This window comes from Arthrobacter cryoconiti (assembly GCF_020905375.1).
GTDB classification, from domain to species: domain Bacteria; phylum Actinomycetota; class Actinomycetes; order Actinomycetales; family Micrococcaceae; genus Specibacter; species Specibacter cryoconiti.
In genome coordinates, this window is record NZ_JAJJBU010000002.1 from 30,863 (window position 1) to 49,954 (window position 19,092).

14 protein-coding genes are annotated in these 19,092 nt (G+C 55.6%); 5 read left to right on the forward strand and 9 right to left on the reverse strand.

Annotated features, from left to right (window positions below; genetic code table 11):
• The first annotated feature begins 238 nt into the window (after window positions 1–238).
• Entirely contained in the window at window positions 239–2,641 is a 2,403-nt protein-coding gene (locus LOH53_RS00090; RefSeq protein ID WP_230065687.1) for a HelD family protein, read from the forward strand.
• A gap of 230 nt (window positions 2,642–2,871) precedes the next feature.
• On the opposite strand, the gene LOH53_RS00095 is transcribed toward LOH53_RS00090, so the two are convergent.
• The 5 genes from LOH53_RS00095 to LOH53_RS00115 form a co-directional block, all read right to left on the reverse strand.
• Window positions 2,872–3,975, reverse strand: coding sequence for a DUF4192 domain-containing protein (locus LOH53_RS00095; protein WP_230065688.1), 1,104 nt, complete (start codon window positions 3,973–3,975; stop codon window positions 2,872–2,874).
• A gap of 82 nt (window positions 3,976–4,057) precedes the next feature.
• Complete coding sequence (locus tag LOH53_RS00100; RefSeq protein WP_230065689.1) at window positions 4,058–5,026, reverse strand: hypothetical protein; 969 nt, start codon at window positions 5,024–5,026, stop codon at window positions 4,058–4,060.
• Window positions 5,026–5,592 carry a hypothetical protein gene (locus LOH53_RS00105; protein ID WP_230065690.1) on the reverse strand — a complete coding sequence of 189 codons (567 nt, stop codon included), beginning with the start codon at window positions 5,590–5,592 and terminating at the stop codon, window positions 5,026–5,028. The genes LOH53_RS00100 and LOH53_RS00105 overlap by 1 nt, the downstream gene beginning before the upstream one ends.
• Before the next feature lie 97 nt (window positions 5,593–5,689).
• A complete protein-coding gene (locus tag LOH53_RS00110; protein ID WP_230065691.1) occupies window positions 5,690–6,196 on the reverse strand; it encodes an SRPBCC family protein in 507 nt (168 codons plus the stop codon).
• Window positions 6,197–6,318: 122 nt separating this feature from the next.
• On the reverse strand, window positions 6,319–7,203 hold the full coding sequence (locus LOH53_RS00115; protein WP_230065692.1) for an oxygenase MpaB family protein: 885 nt from the start codon (window positions 7,201–7,203) through the stop codon (window positions 6,319–6,321).
• Window positions 7,204–7,973: 770 nt separating this feature from the next.
• Here LOH53_RS00115 and LOH53_RS00120 point away from each other — a divergent pair.
• Window positions 7,974–8,408: a helix-turn-helix domain-containing protein gene (locus tag LOH53_RS00120; protein WP_230065693.1), complete on the forward strand. Its 435-nt coding sequence runs from the start codon at window positions 7,974–7,976 to the stop codon at window positions 8,406–8,408.
• Window positions 8,401–8,847: a hypothetical protein gene (locus LOH53_RS00125; RefSeq protein ID WP_230065694.1), complete on the forward strand. Its 447-nt coding sequence runs from the start codon at window positions 8,401–8,403 to the stop codon at window positions 8,845–8,847. The genes LOH53_RS00120 and LOH53_RS00125 overlap by 8 nt, the downstream gene beginning before the upstream one ends.
• Window positions 8,848–9,856: 1,009 nt before the next feature.
• Here the strand turns inward: LOH53_RS00125 and LOH53_RS00130 are convergent.
• Both LOH53_RS00130 and LOH53_RS00135 read right to left on the reverse strand, forming a co-directional pair.
• Window positions 9,857–11,188: a DUF6414 family protein gene (locus tag LOH53_RS00130; protein WP_230065695.1), complete on the reverse strand. Its 1,332-nt coding sequence runs from the start codon at window positions 11,186–11,188 to the stop codon at window positions 9,857–9,859.
• A complete protein-coding gene (locus tag LOH53_RS00135; RefSeq protein ID WP_230065696.1) occupies window positions 11,185–12,387 on the reverse strand; it encodes an ATP-binding protein in 1,203 nt (400 codons plus the stop codon). Before LOH53_RS00135 ends, LOH53_RS00130 begins: the two co-directional genes overlap by 4 nt.
• A gap of 919 nt (window positions 12,388–13,306) precedes the next feature.
• Here LOH53_RS00135 and LOH53_RS00140 point away from each other — a divergent pair.
• The gene (locus LOH53_RS00140) at window positions 13,307–14,632 is read left to right on the forward strand and encodes an AAA family ATPase (RefSeq protein ID WP_230065697.1); all 1,326 of its coding nucleotides are present in this window, start codon (window positions 13,307–13,309) and stop codon (window positions 14,630–14,632) included.
• A gap of 362 nt (window positions 14,633–14,994) precedes the next feature.
• Window positions 14,995–15,324 (forward strand): hypothetical protein, encoded by a 330-nt coding sequence (locus LOH53_RS00145; protein WP_230065698.1) that lies wholly within the window; start codon window positions 14,995–14,997, stop codon window positions 15,322–15,324.
• A 963-nt stretch (window positions 15,325–16,287) separates the two neighbouring features.
• On the opposite strand, the gene LOH53_RS00150 is transcribed toward LOH53_RS00145, so the two are convergent.
• On the reverse strand, window positions 16,288–17,919 hold the full coding sequence (locus LOH53_RS00150; protein WP_230065699.1) for an FAD-dependent oxidoreductase: 1,632 nt from the start codon (window positions 17,917–17,919) through the stop codon (window positions 16,288–16,290).
• A gap of 640 nt (window positions 17,920–18,559) precedes the next feature.
• Window positions 18,560–19,006 carry a hypothetical protein gene (locus tag LOH53_RS00155; protein ID WP_230065700.1) on the reverse strand — a complete coding sequence of 149 codons (447 nt, stop codon included), beginning with the start codon at window positions 19,004–19,006 and terminating at the stop codon, window positions 18,560–18,562.
• Between the last annotated feature and the right edge of the window lie 86 nt (window positions 19,007–19,092).

A 19,092-nucleotide genomic window follows, 5' to 3' on the forward strand; every position in this document is an offset into this window, starting at 1 on the left:
TAGTTGCGGTATTTCATACTTGTGAAGCTGATCCCGGAATTCGGGCCGAGCCTAGGTATGCAGCGTTCTTGTCTGGGTTCGGGAGGCTTTTGGTTGGCATGAACCGTAGGTGATCCTGGGCCTGAATTGCGTGTAAATATGTATTGGCAGTAACGATTCATTGAATGTCAGTCCCCGCCTATAGGGTAAGTGACATTACCATTTTTGGCCTTGGGGCCCATTTTCTGGAAGCTAATACATGAGCGTTGAGGTTGACCGTTTCAACGACAGCGATGTGGAAATTCAAGTGGAGCAGGATTTTTTTGATCTTGCAGTGGCAGAACGAACACGTGCCAACGCTTGGACAGACACGTCCACATGGTCGGGCGGAACAGCAGCTGAACGGCGAGGGTTTCAGCGTATCCGTGACGCCAAAACGGCATTCAGCGACGACGATCAGGTGGCGCATGGAAGTATCACCCTAGAAGACGGGGAGACTTATCATGTGGGAAAGCTGCCGGTCTTTACTGAAGACCGCGATGCCCTAGTGGTCAGTTGGCAATCTGAGAAGGGTGCCCTGTACAACCAGGCCAGCTACAGCGACCCTCGGGGGCTGACCGCCAAGAGAGCAATTGTCGCTCCCCGCAACAAAGTGTTGTCAGTAGTTGACACCATTTTCGCCGATGTTCAAGCCAAAGTTGCGGAACTTCGTGGAGAGTCAAAGCCAGATGACGCGCTCTTGTCGTCGTTGGAATCCAGCCGCGATGGCTCAATGTCCGATATCGCCAGCACCATTCAGGCGGCCCAGGACAGAATTATTCGCTCAGACAAGGATCAATTGCTGGTGGTGCAGGGCGGTCCGGGAACGGGAAAGACTGCAGTTGCCCTGCACCGCGTTTCTTGGCTCCTATACAATTTTCCCGAAGAGTTGAAAGCCACAGACATCCTCGTCGTTGGCCCTAACCCCACTTTTACTCGGTACATTCGCCAAGTCCTGCCGTCGCTTGGCGATGAAAATGTGGTGCAAAAGGCCTTGAAGAACTTGCTGTCGCCCGGAATAACCGCAGTAGGCAGTTACAATGACGCGACAGCCGAGCTCAAGGGTTCAGCGATCATGCTTGACCTATTGGCAACAGCCCTTGATGACCGCATTCGAGAACCTGTGGATCCGGTAACGCTTCGCCTTCGCAACAGTGGTCGGAGCGTAGACCTTGATCAGCGTGCAGTTTCAGAGCGAATTCGCCAACTTCGAAGCGAAATTTATGTCAGCGGGAGATCCATGCTTAGAGACTTTCTAGTGGAACTGGCCGGCATCGAGCTTAAGCTTCTCGCGGGCACTACGGCGGCAGAGATGTTGGACTCCAAAGCGCTGGATTCGGCGACAGATCGAATGTGGCCACAATTGTCAGCTCAACAATTCCTTCGTGAGCTCCTAGGCTCCAAAGAACGATTGCTTCGGGCAGCCCCCATGCAGTTTCTGGCAGCAGACATCGAGACTTTGCATCGGCCATCCGCAGACAAGGTGAGCGATGAGCCTTGGACAATCGCCGATCTAGCCCTGCTAGATGAAGCCAACGAACTGTTGCGCGGTGAGCCCGAACTCTTCGGGCACATCGTCGTAGACGAAGCCCAAGACTTGTCGGAAATGCAGCTAGCCGCAATCCGGAGACGGTCCCGGACTGGCGCCATGACAATTGTTGGAGACATTGCTCAATCGACGGGACCGCATGCTTCCGACGATTGGGAGTCAACGAAGTCTTCTTTGTCTTCCAATTTGCCGGTGAATGAAGCCACGCTTGAACATGGATACCGAGTTCCGCGTGAGGTGTTCGAGGTCGCCCTTCCTGTATTGAAAGTTGCTGCACCGGGGGTTACTCCTCCTCGGATTGTCCGTGATTCGGGTGTGCAACCTCGGTTTACGAGTGTAGACGAAGGACAGTTCCATGAGGCTTTGGTCGAAGTTATTCGAGAGCATGCTGCCAGTGGCCGATCCGTCGGCGTCATCGCCCGGCTAGAACAATGGCCTGAAATTCGGGAGGAACTCAAGGCGACAGACAGCAAATGGGGAGAATCCATTTCTGGCCAGTTGACCAGTGCCATCAATCTCGTCACTCCTGAAGACTCCAAAGGTCTGGAGTTCGATGCAGTTGTCGTAGTTGATCCTCAAGATATTCTCAACATGCCAAGAGGTGAGCGCTTCCTCTACATTGCGCTTACGAGAACCACCACATTCCTCGACGTCATCTATCCGTCGGGACGACTCCCGAAGATCTTCGATACCGAATCCACAGAGTCGGAGAGTAGTCCACAGCTGCAGGGCGACATGTCGGGTTTTCGCGAGACCGTGACTGAGGCAGAGCAGGGCATCGAGCAGCCTGAAAGTTTGACAGGATCTCACGCTGAGGCAGCGACAGAGCCCACCTCAGGACGGCTAGAGGAAACCGTGGTCCCGTCGATCGCTACTCCCAAGGCTACGGCACCTAGTCAGAGTACGCAGGAATCATTGACTCCTCCTGCAGCTGTCCGTCTTTCCGGCGCTGCACTCAGGGGTGTGCAGTCAAACGCACGCATACTTCTGGATGAGTTGGTCGAAATATCCCCAGCGAAACACTGGGAATCGGTTGTTGCAGAGCTGGCACGTCTGATCGAGGAGTCTCGATAGACCCTCTCAAATGGTGCTGGTGGGACCCAACCGTCAGTCAGTCAAGTGGCGCGTACAGATCATGTGACGTTCCGTTTCAGCCGCTCGACGTGTTTGCGGGGTCCAGGTAGCAACTTTTTCCGCGAGGTCCGAGTCGAGGCGACCACCGTGGTGTGGGGATAGGACCCTGACGTGGACATTCGCTGGCCTACTATGGAAGACCGCACTACCCATCGAGAGCTCGGGATCGCCTACGTCATCCCCAATCCTTCGATCCGGGGCCCGCGGCTCATGGGCGGCTGATATGCGGAGCTCTTGTCCATTGCCCAGGGTGCGAGAATGCCGGCGGCGACCATTTGATCGCTGAGTTGGGCGAGCTTGTAGTTTGGATCGGATTCAAGGGCATGTTGGAAGCACTGGTGGGCGCGAGATCCCTTGCCTTCCCACCACTGGATGATACCCAAGCTGGTGAGGACCGGCGCCGCATCGGGGCCGTCGGCTCGAGTATATAGGTGAAGGAGAAGCTCTTGGGCACGGTCAACGCGTTGCCAATGAGGTGGGCGTTTCGTTTGGCCCAGCAGCAAGTTACCCATACTGTCGTCCAGCCCAGGAATATCAGCCAGCAGCCGGTCCCTCACGGAAATGAACTTGAAATCAGCTAGCAGCTCGGCCGACTGCGCATCAGTTGGTAGGTCGGCGCCTTCGAGCAAGGTGCCCCACAGGGTTCGCGCCTTGGCTGTAGCAACCGGCGGGGTCATGGCCTCGATTCGAAGGCAGTGTTTGAACACCTCTTCGCTCAGGTCCCTCCGAGCCAGAATGGGAATGCGGAATCCTGGGCCGGGCTCAATGCTGGATCCGCGAAACACCAGCTCCGCGTTAAGCTCGCTCGTCTTGATAGTTTCAAGGGGGCTGCGCGCCAGCGGATCGGGAACAATCTGGAAGTAGTTGGTGAATGAGGTTTCGCTGATGATCCAGCCGTCGCGGACATTGATGTCGTGCTGCGACAGCTCCCCGGCCAAGATTCCAATGACATCTTCGTATGGCCTGTCATCCATGGGTTCCCACAGAGCAGGTGTAAAGATGCCAAAAACGACGCCGGTTGCCTCACGGTCGTTGGCAATACACTTGACGACCTCATGCACATACCTTGCGGTGGCCGCTCCCTCTTTGGGAAGTCCCACCCGAAGAGTCGAGCCAATCCGGCGGCCGTCCAGGGTAATGCAGACCAGGCTTTCCTTTGGCCAATAACCGAGGGTATGCCCCATGAGGCTGATGAAGTCTTCCGGGGTCTTGATGCTGAGCCGTTCCACAATTCCTCCGACCATGCACGGGTCATGAGCCAAAGCTCCTGTCACCAGTTCATGGGAAGGAGAAGGGAATGCAACGTGGATGGTCCAGCAGGCGCATAGCTGGACCATCCACGAATGCCCAGGATAGTCAATGACCCTGCAGGAGCTGTTCTGCCTGGTTGATGAGCACGCGTTCGCGGGGATTCAGAGGCATCCCGCGAAACTGGTAGTCACGTACTTCAATGACACAGCGGTGGAGATGGACAGCGGATTTTGTCTTGAAGAGATCGAAGATGGGGGTCGCACGATTGCGGACCAAGTACATTTGATCGGTGGTGCTGCGCAGCCAAAGATTCATCAGTAGCACCATGAACCAGCGGGAGCGTATGTCGCGCTGTAGCCGCTGCGTGGACTCGCGGAACCGGGGCAGAATCAAGCCAATACTGACCAGAATGACAGCCAGACTTTCGAAGGCTGGAAAAGACCAATTAAGCCCATGGACCAATGCGCTGCTGTGACCGGAGGTCACTTCGAATAGCCCCAGCGCCAGCCGATTGGCCAGAGCTAGAACCATAAAAATGCAGCCAGTAGCGAAGCAGCCAACGCCCGATTGGAAGGTACGGCTGCGCATCTGCGGGAAGAACCGCCGAGAAGTGCGTGCGACGGAAACACACACCCCAATAATGAATGCTGATCCCACCCAAAGGAACAACTGCATGCCGGGCTGGTCTCCGTAGGCCAGGGGCAGATCCCGGTTCGTTACGTCCACTTTGCTGAGTAAAAAACCTGCAACGACGCACATCGCTGCCATGGCGGCAGCCAAGCGTCCCCACCTGAGGAGGCGCCGCCGTCGTGCTTCATTGTTGAAGGCGGCCAAGACCATGGCAGTGTGAAATTGCCAGAAGCCAGCCAGGATGGCAAGGATGAGGACCAGCCCCACATGGTTGTGCCCGCCGAGGATGGGGTCCGTTGCAGCATAGACGGACGGTATGAAGAGAGTGCAGGCGATGGCGGCAAATAATGTAGCGCGCAGGACGGACGCGCGTTCTTTGTCCAGGGCTGTCGGAAGGCGGACAGCGGTGAGGATCCAGAGCATTGCCGCTGGAACGTAGTCCATTATCCGAAGACCTTGTTGAATCCAGACGGGTCGGCAGATGGCTCCTGCGGGCGGCGGAGGATACGTTCGGTGAGGAGGTCGGCAAGGTACTCGGCAGTGCCTTCGGTGTCGCTGGCAAAGCTGCTGCGTCCGAGGATCATCAAAGGTATTTGGGGGATGCCAGGTAACGGCGGTAGAAGCAGTGAAGTGGCACAGAACTGGTGATTCAGGATCATGTGCGAAAATTCGTGGAGGATGATCAACTGCCGGTGCCAGACAGTTAATTCTGGCGCGTGGAGGACGTAGTCACAGTCTTCACAGTGAAGCCAGAGGCCACAGAGATCGTGCCTGTCAAGGGTAGGCATTTCCCCGATGACAATTGGCAAGCCACTCCTGGCCTCGATCAACGATTGGATGCTTTGCAAGTCCGGATACTCGCCAAGGTCGAGCCCACGAATGGTGTCGCGGGCGGTGTGACGAATCTGCCGGGCGTTCAGGTGGGACACCTCAGCGTTTGGGTCCTGGCCAGACCTTGCTTTGGGCGTGTTTTTACCGGACGGATCCTCTTGGTGCTGGCGAATGAACATTTGCGGAACCCATCGACTTCCTCAGCGGCTGAGACTCAACGCCATGCCTTAAATGTTAAATCCGTCAGTGCCGGCTGGGTAGGCGTGGGACGTAACTTTATTCGCCGTTGCTTTTCCGGGCAAGGTATTGCCTGAGGCCCTCTTCGCCACGACCCATCAGTACTCGGTGGGCGTATGTGAAAGCGGGGGCGGCCACGGGGCTCAGAAATGACATCCAACGGCTGGTGGGCCTGACCCGCCACTCGATTTTCATCCGGGTGCTGCCTCCGGTGAGGTCAACCAATGTGACACGACCTTCGCCGTGTAGGTCGCCCTCGGCATCAAAGACAATCTCGTTTGGGCTGTCAACGAAGGTCGGGTGATAGGAAACTTTCAGCGTGTAACCCAAAGAAGCCTTGAAGTTCAGGGTGGCGGTGGTCGCCATCAGAATTTCAGCATCGCTGGCACTAGGGGTATGCGGCGCCCGCTCGAGTGGTTTTGCCAAAGTACATCCCGGCCACCAATCGGGCCAAGCCATGTTGGGATCGGCAATAACATTCCAAACTTCCTGCATGGTGTTGGGGAATGTCCATGGTGATGAAAGGTCATAAAGTCGAGCTGCCATGGGGCTATTGTTGCACGGCGAATCCCTGCGGGGGTGGCCGCTGGGATGAGAAGCGGGCCGTTGGTCATTGGGTAGAAGACAACTGATCAACACCAATATTGGTTTTGCTGGCGTCTTCTTGGCTAATGATCCGGCTGGCTTGCTGGGGTCATGATATTTTCCGGTCCAATGTCATCGAGGCGGTAGCCGTTGGGGTAAAGACTTGAACCTTCTTCGCCTGGGACAAAATGAGGCGCTGAGCTGAGCGGACGGCGGCGATGAATTGTATTGCGCGCCTTCAACACCGTGTGCAGGGATGTTTTGATTATCTGTGTGGCTCGGGGGAGGCGGAGGGCATCGCTGAGGCGGTCGTCGTCGAACATGGCGGAGAGTATTGTACTGGTCAATGGCCTCGCGGCTGCAGGCAGCCTGGATTTCAAGACTTGGACTGTGCTGGCCATCAGTTGTGCACCGGCGGGGGAGTAGGCGATGTTGTCACGCTCGTAGCTATCGAAGAACCGTTCCGCGTCTTGGAATGTTGCGGGGATGCCTGCGATGTTCATGCGGGCGCCGAGCTCCTGGCAGAAGCGGGTTGCTGCGGTTTCCTCCGTCAGTGTTGGTGCCCGCCAGGCATGTGCGCGGGCCCATCGGACGGGGACGAAGAGAAGGGTGAGGAGGACGTAGAGGAAGTCGTCCTGGCTGCCAGAGACGTGACGGTGGACGTGGTTGAGGAGGCGCATCATGTGGCGGCCACGGTCGCTGTCCAGGCCGCTGGTGATGAGCTCGTAGGTGACGATGGCAGTGTCGTAGGAGCGCTTCATGGGGCGTTCGATGATCTCGCCGTTTCGTTGAAGCGTGGCAGCGATGCTGGGGATAGCGAAGTTGCGGTAGTAGGCGAGGAAGAACCCGAGCTCCATGTCCGCGGCGAGGTCGAAGAGGACCATTTGGCGGTAGGTGGCTTCCCAACGTTCGGGGGCCGCATCCGCCTGGTGGCCGGCGGACATGGTGAGGCTGGAGTGGATCGGCATTGTAAACCTCCCAACATCAGCGTCGACCTCTCCACTGAAGTCGACTGTTCCGAACAAAGGGTCCAACCCATTCTAGATCCGCTACGGATTGGCAACCATATGTACCGAGCCCACTTCCTACCTCACGTCAGTCGCAGACTCGGCTGAAACCACTGGCGGACGAACTACTTGCTGTATCGCGTGGCTAAACGATTTCCCATCGTGAGCATTCGTCTCCGAAGATGTCAGAAGCAGGTGGCGTAATATGCTGTTACGACTATTTTTGGGGGGCTCTTGAAGCGAATATCACGGTGCACGGTGGGGAGGAACTCGCCATATATTTGGCGAGACTATGCTGACTGGGAGCATTCCTCTACTCAGGAGCTCGGCACTTGGCTTGCTGCGTTGTCAATACAGGACCGGGAATCGGTTCAAGAGAGCGTTGAAGCCCTGAGGCAACTTGCAGCCGGCGGTGAGTTGGAAGAAGGCTGCGAAGACGAACTTGGGCCGTGTTCAGTGGACCCCGTCATCTGGGCACTGAAGTGGACCTTTCTGGATCGGCACATACGCCAGTATCATGCGGAGCCGACCGACCACCCGGAGCTTTTGGTGAGTTTGCACATACATACCAAGCCCAGGAACACCGCTGCACCCGGCGTATGGGCCACAGTTAAGGCACAACAAGATCTGGAAATGAGCCAGGCCAAGCTACGTTACCTTTCGGGCGCAAGTTCCGAGTGGATGAAATAAGCGAATTGCCACACCGAGAACAACAATATAGATTGTAATCTATGTCCTCGCTCATGCATCTCCTAACGATCGATCACAGTTCGCGATCGCAACTTCTCGGCGTCGAGCTTGCCAAGAACGACTACCGTCTCGTAAGAGACCTCATTCGGCTGCGAAAACAACTCGGTGTAAGTCAGGAGCAACTGGCCGACAAGATGGGCGTTACCCAGCCAACAGTCTCTGCCTTTGAGTCCATGGACTCGGATCCGAAACTATCTACGATTCGCCGCTACTCGAAGGCGCTTGGCGTTTTGGTTACACACAAAGCTGCCATAGCCGATGAGTCATCAACCGTGTCGGCGGCCGATGGGTTCACCAGGGCGGTATGGCACACTGCGCCCAAGCTGACGATCCCGGTGACGCTTAGCCACCTATCATCGTTCGCACTAGCAGCACCTATGGAAGCCACGCGCACAGATTTTGCTCTCAGTGCCTGACGATCAAGAATCTTTAGTTAATGACGGCTTGAACATTCATGCACTGCTTGCGAATGTCGAGCTAGTCGAAATGAGGGTCTATTTGGTCGCGGGCGAACGGAAAGACGTCCCAGTAGACGGAGCTACCGATCAGTCTGCGGATGTTGATCTCAAGTTCATGGAGCGACACAATCCAGATATTCTTGAGAACCGATTTCGTCTCAAAGTGGAAAACGAAGAGGCCCGCTACGAGGCTGAAATTGCAGCAATATATTCGCTCGAGAAGCCGATGGATCCTTCGTCAGAACTTATTGCCGAATTTGCCGAGCGGGTGGGCTTCATGGCAGTTTTTCCATATTTGCGTGAATCAATTTCGACTTCAGCTTCGCGCCTCGGTCTTCCCGTTCCCGTTCTAGGTATAATGCGACCCGGTGATTTTCGAATTTCACCACCGGAATAATTAGACCAATGAATAATCGAACTTTCAGGCCGTGTATGGAGGTTTTTAACCCGTCGAGCGTTACGTGAAGCATCCCGGGTATCGCGGCGCCGCTTTATTTACGTCGTGCGTAACCTCAACCGATCCGATCAGGGGGAGGCAGTGAAGATCTGTGCCATGAACGGAACGACTTGCAGGCTGAATACGATGGATCAAGAGTAAAATTGTAAACACGATGCGACGTCTGACTGGCTATGCGCGAGGTTGCGCGGCAGTTAGCGGGGACTTCTGACCACGTCATACAAAACTCATCCCTATCAGTGCAAAGTGGAGAGTATTTAGTATCACTCGTTGTTGCAACCGGGCCATGCAGGAGCAGGTCGAAAGGGCCTATCGACAGCCCGAAATTACCCCTTGGCAGGACAGCGGGGCTGATAAATAGTGACAACTAACGAGAGGTGTTGAGTGCTCTACATGCTCTGACCTGCGAGGATAGTATTCGTTGGTATTTACATGCGGTTGTAATTCCGTCCGCTCCAAGCGGGCTGTTTCGGTTCGAATTTCCCAGATGCCATTTCGGTTCAAATGCCGCGACTATGATGCACGTTGGCCTTAGCGTTTTGGTCGGAAACCTATGGCGGTTGCACAAAAAATCCTACGTCGCCATTGCCCGTACCCCGAATGATTCCGTCCCAATTTACGCTGAAGCGGCTATCCACGGTGATTGTTCGTAGCGTGGATCCGCTCGTGCTCACTGCCACTGTTTCGGACGTTCGTTGACTGAAGGCGGCAGGAAATTCGTCAAGGCCTGGAAACAATGGCTGGTTCAGCTAGCGTTTTTATTGGATCTTTTTGGCTCGGTGGATATGTTTTTCTCCGAAAGTGAATAAAGTGCGTTTCGCCGTCAAACGGTCAGAGAGTTGTGAAATCGGTTCCGTTCGTTCGGTTCTACGAAACTTGTAGGTGTGCTGCGCTAGTCATTGAGTGTCGATAAAAATATGAGTTCATCTAATTGCTGACCAATGGCTCGCTACCAGTAGATTGCGATGATCTCCATCTCGAGGTAAATCGGTCCAGTACCCTCTCCCTGATCAAATTCGATTTGATGCGCTATTGGCGGTGTGGGTGGCGCAGTGGGGACGGAAGCTTGTGGGAATTTTCCCCGGAGATCGAGCAGAGCTTCGGGGCTGAGAGGTTGCTCGGCCCTCGTTGAAATGCGCTCTGCAAGGCTTTTTTGCAGGTCAGTCCAGTCGGTGACAGTGGAAGGCGCAACTGGTGACGCGGAGATCAGCTCGTTCAGCTCAGAGTTGAGCTCATTGGTGAGAGTCACATTGTTGAGATTGGCGCATTCCTCCACGTACGCACGCAAGATTTCGTGCATCAGTGCCGGCGACGGATTGGGAGCGGGAGGAAGCGAAACGCCTTGCTGCAGAGTCGACAAGAACAATGGGCCGAAAGAGTCGATTGTGTCGGCTAGCTGCGCGTTTACGCGGGAAAGAACTTCAGTGATTTTGAGAGAACTCCAACCATCACGAGCTCCGTTATTAACGAGTCGGCCCAGGAGCCTGTAAGTCTGATTTGAGAAGAGGACACGTCGGACGTCTTGCCAGTACAAGGGCTCGAGACTCACCCCGGCGACAACTACGTCGCGGACCGTCGCACCCTCCGCCTGCAATTGGCTTGCTTTGTCCGCCGATACGATTCCCTCGAAGTCATCGTGCCGGACGTAGCGAAGGCCTGCGACTTCGCCTTCGATGGGAATCAATCCTTGCGAGAGGCTTCCAAGAAGATCTCCGAGCGGGGCTGCTGCCCTGATTGCTGCCGTTTCGGTAGCGCCCATCAGGTCAGGATAGGCGTCGACAACACCAATCATGGAATCAATAACGGCTCTGACTTGGAAGACTTCTGACGCTCCCAGTCTGGCATCGACTTCAATGAGATCGCCCCGGAGAAGGCTCGCAATTGGAACACGAATGGCGTCGGGCCGCAAACGGTCTGTATTGGAGTTTTCGGTGGCGTGGAGGCGTAGATTCCGGTAGTGTCGGCTCCGAAACCGAGCGAACGCGGACTGAGCAACGCTTTTCCGTTGCTCCTCCACGGTGATTGACCGTGATCGCGTGAAGGACGGGCTCAGCCCAGTGGGCACTCCGATTGCTTCTCCTGTCGCGGCAATCCCAACGTCATGCCCTTTGGTGCGACTTTCAGTGATGCCCGTGAGAACTTCTCCGTCCAAAGAGGCAAGAAGGCTTTCCACACTGGTCTCGTCCAAGTACACGAACTCTCTAAGTGTGCCTGGCGCGGCCTGTTTTGCTCGGAGTGTTTTCCAGAAAGCGCCAAAAGCGCGTCCAAGCTTTCGGATCATTGAGTGGTCCTTTCACGGTTCAACCGCTGTTGCTGTACCTGTTCGAATGCCCGGTTGAGGTCTTCTTGCGCAATGGACAGGCGTTGATCGCCTGCGGCATTCCATCCGGCTTGTTGCCAAATATCAGCGAGGTCAGCACCGGACCAACCCGCTGTTTCCTGTTCGATACGGGTCGTTTTCGCGTCGTCTCGTACCTGGAGTGTGGCTCTCACCGAGTCAAGAATTTGCCGGCGTTCTGTCAGCAGCGGGAGAGAAAAATTCACCTCGGCCTGGAACCGTCCGTTGCGTCGAAGTGCGGTGTCGAGAGTATTGACCCTGTTCGTGGCCCCGATGACCATCACATTCGAGGAGGAGTTGAACCCGTCCATCAGTGTTAGCAGCATGCCAACGAGTCGGACCCCTGATTCATGTGTTTCTTTGTCGCGGGAGGGGGCGATGGTGTCGATTTCGTCGAAGAAGATGATCGCACGTTCTCGTGATGAGGCTTCGCGGAATATGTTGCGCAGTGCTAGCTCTGCGTCGCCGACATAACGGCTCATGATTTCGGGCCCGTCGACTACGAAAAAGCTTGCGTCGACGCGTTTGGCGATCTGGCGTGCAACCATAGTCTTCCCGGTTCCGGGTGGTCCAACGAACAGTACGCCTTTGGCAGGACTGACGCCGATCGTGGCGTATTCAGTTTTACGTCTGATAGGGAGTTCGACGTACCTTTCGATGGCGTCGCTGACAGTCTCTCCGATGAATGGTGGCAGATTGCCTTCTGGAGGCTGTCGTTCAAACCGCCGACCATCAGTCTCGCCCTTGTTACCTGAGAGGTCTTTTTCCCCCGCAAGCACCACTCCAATTCCGGTTTCATCGAGAATTTGTACAACGTCACCTTCTGCGATCTCCCATACGTCCGTTTCAGGCAAGGGGAATGCTCTGAGTTGGGACCCGATTTCCACGATGACGTGAGATTCGCCGATATGTCGGATCGTCCCAAGCGTCACCCAATCGTTCCCCCAGGTCATGTTTGGTGGAGCAGCAAAAATTTGCCCGCCCTGTTGGCCTATGAGAACGAGAATTCCCTCAATGGGGTTCTCGAGGTTTGCCTTCGGCACATAGGTGTACAAGCCGTTCTGGTAGACAGCAACCCAGTAGTCGGTGTCCGTCGGGTCCGGGGCTATGAGCCTCGCCAGCGCATACGCTTCTTCGGCCAATAGTCTCCACTCAATTCTTGCGCGTCGTGATGGAGTTACAGCTGCTGTACCTCGCGGACTCTACGCTACGACAGAACCGCCGCCTGGCCGCGCAGGACGTTGGCGGGGCGCGCGTGGCAAGATCCTTGGCCAGGCAATTTTTGCAGGGTACCCAAGACGGGGATCGTGGAATCGTTATCGTATGTTGCCATCGAATGGTCGGAGAAACGAGCCACTGAGGAGAGGCTTTAGTTGCTCGTGACTATCCGTCATTGAGGTCAACATGCCCGTGCGGTTCCCACCACGTCATACAAAATTCACCCTAATCAGCGCAAAGTGGAGAGTATTTAGTACACTCGTTGTTGCAACTGGGACATGCAGGAACAGGTTAAAGGGCTTCTTGACAGCCCGAGATGGACCCATGGCAGAACAATGGGGCTGGTAGACGTTGATAATCAACGCTGGGTTTTGAGTACCCAACATACTCTGACCTGCGGTGATAGTTTTCGTTGATATTTACATGTGATTGTGTTTCCGACTCTTCAGCACGGGCTGTTTCGGTTCGAATGTCCAGGGTTGCCGGCCCACTGAATGCCGCTCTGGACTGGGGGTGCTTTGTGCTGCTCGCGCCGAACGGGGCAGCTCGGCCTAAACCTTTGATTCGCGCGGTGGGTCTGGCCAGGATCAGGTGAGTCGAAGGGATTGCTCGGATTTGAGTCCATGCAGACCGCAGACCGCAGACACGGAAGGGTAATCAGTGAGTTGATCAAGGACCATGCGCGCCGCGCGGTCACGACCTCCGGCAGGATACCTTCTGGGCATAGTTGCCATCACTCTCAAAGCGAGTGGCGTTGAAGGCGGCGAACGAAATCCCCTCTGCATGTGAGACTCACCGGACCGGAAACAGTGATCGCTGGGGGCATCTGCGTAGACTCAAACTATGACTGAACTTGGTGGATGGCACATTAATACACTCACCATCGAAAATTTCCGTTGCTTTGATCGTTTAAAGATCGACTTCGACAAATCCATGACCGTGCTGGTCGGTGTCAACGGGGCTGGGAAAACCTCAATTCTCGATGCGCTTGCCGTTATGGTGTCAACTGTTCTGCGAGAGTTCGAAGGGCCTGGACGCGGGTTTTCTACTCAAGACGCCCGTGAGATTCCATACGACTTAAAATCCGAATCTTCGGTTGCGCGTATGGAACCTGTCTATCCTGTCTCAGGGACCGTCCATGGAACGCTTTCGGGACGTGACTATCAATGGAGCCGGACGCGGAGCAGTGCAAAAGGACGGACCTCATGGTCTGACAGGGACAGTGCTCTCAGTCCTGACCTCGCTTTATTATGGAGCGGGCCAGACGAGTCCAGTTCTGATGAACCGTTGCTTCCGGTCATTGCTCTCTACGGTGTAGAGAGACTTACGGGTGTGCGCAAAGCCTCGGGTGCTATTTCCCGAAGCCGAGCCGGGGCATATGACGCTGCGCTGGACGGAAAATCCGATTTCTCAAGGCTCTCCTCGTTCATTGAAGCACTGACAATGGCTGAGTTTGTTGCCGTGCGAAAGGGTGAAACTGCCCAGGCTGCGAGTAATCAGCTACGAGCCATCACATTGGCCTGCAATGCCATATTGGCGGAAACGGGTTGGCGCAACCCGGAATGGAGCCCCATTACTGGGGAGATTGCGCTTACTCACGCCGAGCATGGCACGCTGCCGTTGTCCTTCATGTCCAGCGGCACCAAGATCGCGGCGGGTCTGGTCATTGATCTGGTCAGCCGCATGGCCAGGGCAAACCCGAGCTTGGGGGCCGACGATCTTTTGGCCAGGGTACCAGGCATCGTGATGATCGATGAAGTTGAACTTCACCTTCATCCCACCTGGCAACAGCGGATCCTGTCTGGGCTGCAAGGCGTGTTTCCTCGAGTTCAGTTCATCGTCACAACTCACAGCCCGCAGGTATTGTCGACGGTGGATGCGACGAGCATTCGCATCATCGACGTAGCAGAAGTCCGTGGCGCCGAATACGCTGCGGGGCTCCGAAGCGACATCATTTTGGAAAGAATTCTGGGCACACGCTCTGAGCCTCCTCTGGACATAAATAGAAACTTGGACCGCTACATGGATCTGGTTGAAGCGGGGGAGGGTGAAACTGCCAGTACGAAGAAATTGAGGGAAAAACTAGACGAGGAACTCGGTGGCGTCAATAACGTTCCCAGACTCGCTGACGCTGATGCTTTCATTGCCTTTTACGATTTGGACGACTGATGCGGCAGATACCTTCCGCGCAGCCTCCAGCTAGATTCAACCATCTGCGCGGATTGAAGGCTAATTTCCACGAGTACTCTTCCGACGAGACCATTAGACAGGCGTTGTGGGATCAGCAGGATGGGCTATGTGCCTATTGCGAACGACCGCTCAAGAAACTGTCAAAGCCTGACCATCGCACGCGTATTGAGCACTTTCACCCGCAGGGTTCCTCGTCTTGGACACGTGACTGTCAACAATGCAGCGGAGGGGCAAACAATAACGACGCTCCCACCACCTGGACAAACCTTTTACTTTGCTGCGATGGGAATGAACGCGCAGGTCAAGACTTCACCTGCGATAAATTGAAGTCAAATACGGACGTGTGCACTGAATTTCGCAATCCAAAGACTTGGGGCTCGGGAAACCTGATCGTGATTGACAGGGCAGGAATTGCACTTCCTGCTAACGGACTTCCCACAGATGCTGAAAAAGTCATCAATGAGGTCTTGAACCTCAATGCCAAGCACTTGGTGGATGTACGGAAAACGATCCTTAGAGCGTGGCGTAAGGAAATTCTCCAGAAGAGTGGTCGTCAAAAGGGGCTTTCAGGCACGGCCCGTAGTCAGATCACTTTACGGATTCGCACGCAGGCCAGCAAGAGTGAGTATCCGAGCACATTGCTATCGCTTGCTGACACCCTAGCGCGCTAGCCTCGAGATTTCATGACGGTGTCAACGTGGCGCGTCGTTAAAGCCTGGAAGCTGAACCGTCCCGCGAATCATGCCACCTTTTCAGTGGCGTCGTCGGCGCATCCATCCCGAACCAATCCGATCGAGGGTCGCAGCGTTTGCAAGATCAGCGTCCGGTGTGACAGTCAGCAAATTCCCGCGTCGGTGCGATGAAGATCGGTTCCGTGAGTTGGCGACTTGCGGGCTGAACGTGATGACGCAAGAGTAAAATAGAAGCACAGATTTGGCGACTGATTGGACATGCTCGAGGTGGGCATCACTAGGACGGGAGTTCCGACCACGTCATACAAAACTCATCCTTATCAGTGCAAAGTGGAGAGTATTTAGTACCGCTTGTTGTTGCAATCGCGCCATATAAGAACAGGTCAAAACGACCTATTGGCAACTCTGAATGACCCGTTGATCAGCAAGCCGGGATCATCGGTTCGAATCCGATAGGGGCCCAGAATATGTGCAGGACCAAAAAGCCCGAATCCTCGGGGTTTACTGCGGCATGGGGGAGAGCCTCCTCCCCTACGTTCTGCGCATACCAGCCGGAGCCCTTCGAACGCAACGCTCATCGGTTGGAATTGCTCGTTAGTGTGGGGTATGTGCCGCTGACCTGCAGAGTGTCGAGTTGACAGCACCAGCGATTTTCCCGTAATTCAGATGGCTACTTTTGATAGTTACGGACTCAAACGCGCCGTAATTTTTGCCCCATACAGTTTGCGGAACTATCCATGATGCTGGTGGTGAATCCGGGCCTTTGGGGGAACTTTTGGATTGCGTTGGGGACTCATTGGGACCATAGGCATTCGGCGTGGATGGATGGCGGCGGGTACGCAATGATGGCGAGTGAGTTGTTGGGGTCCTCCCAAACTGTCAACCAAACGTTAGGCAGACCCGCCGTTGGCTACCTCGCGAACCGTCTAGACCTAGATATTTCTAAGTCAGCAGTTTGCGCAGTCCAATGCCGTAGCCTGCTCTTGCCACAACAACTCCAAGCGGACGCAGCCACCGCGGCAGCCACGCGGGTCGAAGGCTTTGTCTCCAAACGACCATGACCTCGGAGCCGTCCTGTTGGATGCTAGCCTCGACTTCGCCCGCGACCGGACCAAACTTCGACACTTGTAGACGTCCCGGTTTGCCCTCGCTGGGCGCTTCGGCTTTGCGCACCAGCATGCGATCTGAAATTTTCACGGGCCCCAAAGACGTGAGCCCGACAAATTCCAGGCCGTCGCGCATATGGTGTTGTGTGGGTGTGACGACGGTGAGGGGAATCGCTCGGGTGTGACCATCGAGATCAGTAAGCTTGGCCCATACGTCCCGAGCGCTTCCTTTGCAGCGGATCCGAAGGGTGAACGTATCGCTGAAGGTCGCTCGCGAAGTGACGGCCTCTCGTGTGTCGTCAAGGGCATGTGCAGCTGCTACTCCACTGGCCAATGCGCCCTGAATAGAGGATTCAGCAGTATCGCCCGCCATTATCACTCCAGCCATTTTGCTAACCAAGGGACGATTCCCTGGCTCGATCGAGGGCAATGCATCGGCAATTTCGTGGCGCACCAGCAACCGCCAGCCAGAATGATGAACACCCATGATGTTGGCGGCTTGGGACATAGCTTCGCTGTCATCTAAATCGTGCGTCCCCACGGCCGTTGCTTGCACCAGATGCCGTCCAGCAGGAGCGTACGACGGGCACACATTGGATATCACCGACGTGTGGATCAGCCGGGCGTCGCCTCGGACGTCAAGGTAGAGGAACGGCAACTTACTGGGACGATCAGGTGCATCGAACCACCACGTGGTCAGAGAATTCATGGGCGGCTCTGGCTCTCCAGCCAGCCGGGCACTAGCCCGGGGCCCGGCCGCCAACACCACCCGGTCCGCTATCAGCTCTTCCCCGGAAGCACAGATTACGTTTACTTGGCCATCCTGGCTGATGAGGGATTTTACGGTCTTTGAGAACTGAATATGTTCTAAGACGCGATCTGCCAACTGATGTGACACTGCCGACATTCCTTGGGCCGGTAACGACGGGATTCCCCTAGCGAAATACCAGGCAAGTGATCGGGCTGAAATGGCCGCGGTTTTAAGATCCTCGTCCGCCACCACACCCGAAAAGAATCTTTCGATGACCTTGCGCAAGGGCACAGAAAAACCGGCATGGTCGATGGCTTGGCGCAGGGTCAGGGATCCTCCGCTTGCGAGGCGGTTCCAACGGAGAAAGGCCGCAACGTCGGTCAATTTCACCGTACCGCCCAACAATCCTCTGAAGTATGAGCTATGCCGGAAGGGATCCGCCAATATCTGCACACCAGACTCATCCCGAACCGCGACGCCGCGTCCTGACGGATGTAGATCGAGGTCCTTAATGTTCAGTGCCCGCCGAGCATCCGGGTAGCTAGGATTCAGGAGTTGAAACCCTCGGTCGCATCGAAATCCGTCGACTAGCTCAGTATCGACGCGGCCACCAACTCTTTGTGAGGCTTCCAGCACCGTGACGGCGTGACCTTGTTCGACGGCGAGGCCTGCTGCACGCAGCCCCGCTAGTCCTGCACCAATCACAATTACTTTCACGGCAATTTCCTTCTGCAGTCAGCAATAATCCAAATATTTCATGTCAATATCAGAAAATATCCTAGATCTCAGAATGAAAATCTGTGCCCAAAGGACGCTTCTTCAATCCAAGTGTCTCACCGTCCAGCTTCGTCCCGGGTTCCTCCATAAAGGAACTCACAAGCCCCTCTGAATCACCGAGGTTTGTGTCCAAGAGGCACTACAAACGACACGGCACCTCTCGGAGAGCTGCTCAAGGGAAAACCACCCTATTTTGAGTGTCTTGGGCGGGGGCGGGCCCGGTGAGGAGACCGTCCACAGTTCTCAATCCTTGTCGCGGGGACAGTCCTGAAGACACTGGGTGCTCGCAGCCCTCACTCTTTCGGTGGAGGGGTTTTAGCAGTCGGTTCATCGCGGTACAGAACGGTGTCGAAGTGCCGTGAGGTATGACAGATCAACAGCCTTGCCAAAAATGTGCGAAGCCACGATCTTTTCCAAGTACGTCGCTATGCCGAGCACCTTGTTGCCGAGGTCCTTGTTGAGGGTACGTTTGACAACGCTGGTAACCGCGCGTTCCGGTACCTTTTTCTTACATCAGTGTTGAGTGTCAGGAAGCCGTGCGGGCCGGTGCACGGTTTGCACGAGCCCGCACGGCCAACGGTTACAAGCTGTCTCCTGACGCGTCCTCGTCGGACTCCGAAGAGAACGATTCACGCTCGTGGCTGGCCTGTTCGGCAGAACCATCATTCAGCGGGGTTTCGGTTGATGGCGCCTCTAGTGGCGTCTCATCCGCGGGATCAACTCTCGCCGCGGCTGCATCCGAGCGAGTGAGTTCCTCACGAAGCTGGTCGTCCGTGCCGCCGAACCGACCGGCACCCGGCTCACCGTTGCTGCCTGCATCCTCAGCTTCAAAAAAGTTCTGCTCCGGCGCGCCCAAACTCTTATCGTCTTGCAGTGCTTCTTCGTCGCTTTCCTGCCCGAGGAGTGTCGGATCTGGCGACCCCGGATTGGTTGCCGCATCCTGCGGGACTTCCTGTTCCGGAGTGGGTGAACCGTAACCACCCTCGGTCGGCTCCTGCTGGTGGCTATCTGCTTCTTTGGCGTTCATGGTGTTCTCCTTCGTTGACTGCATACATGGTCTCGTTCGGAGGTTTCGAGCTTGCGGTGCGAGCCTGCACCCGCTTTTCTTACTGT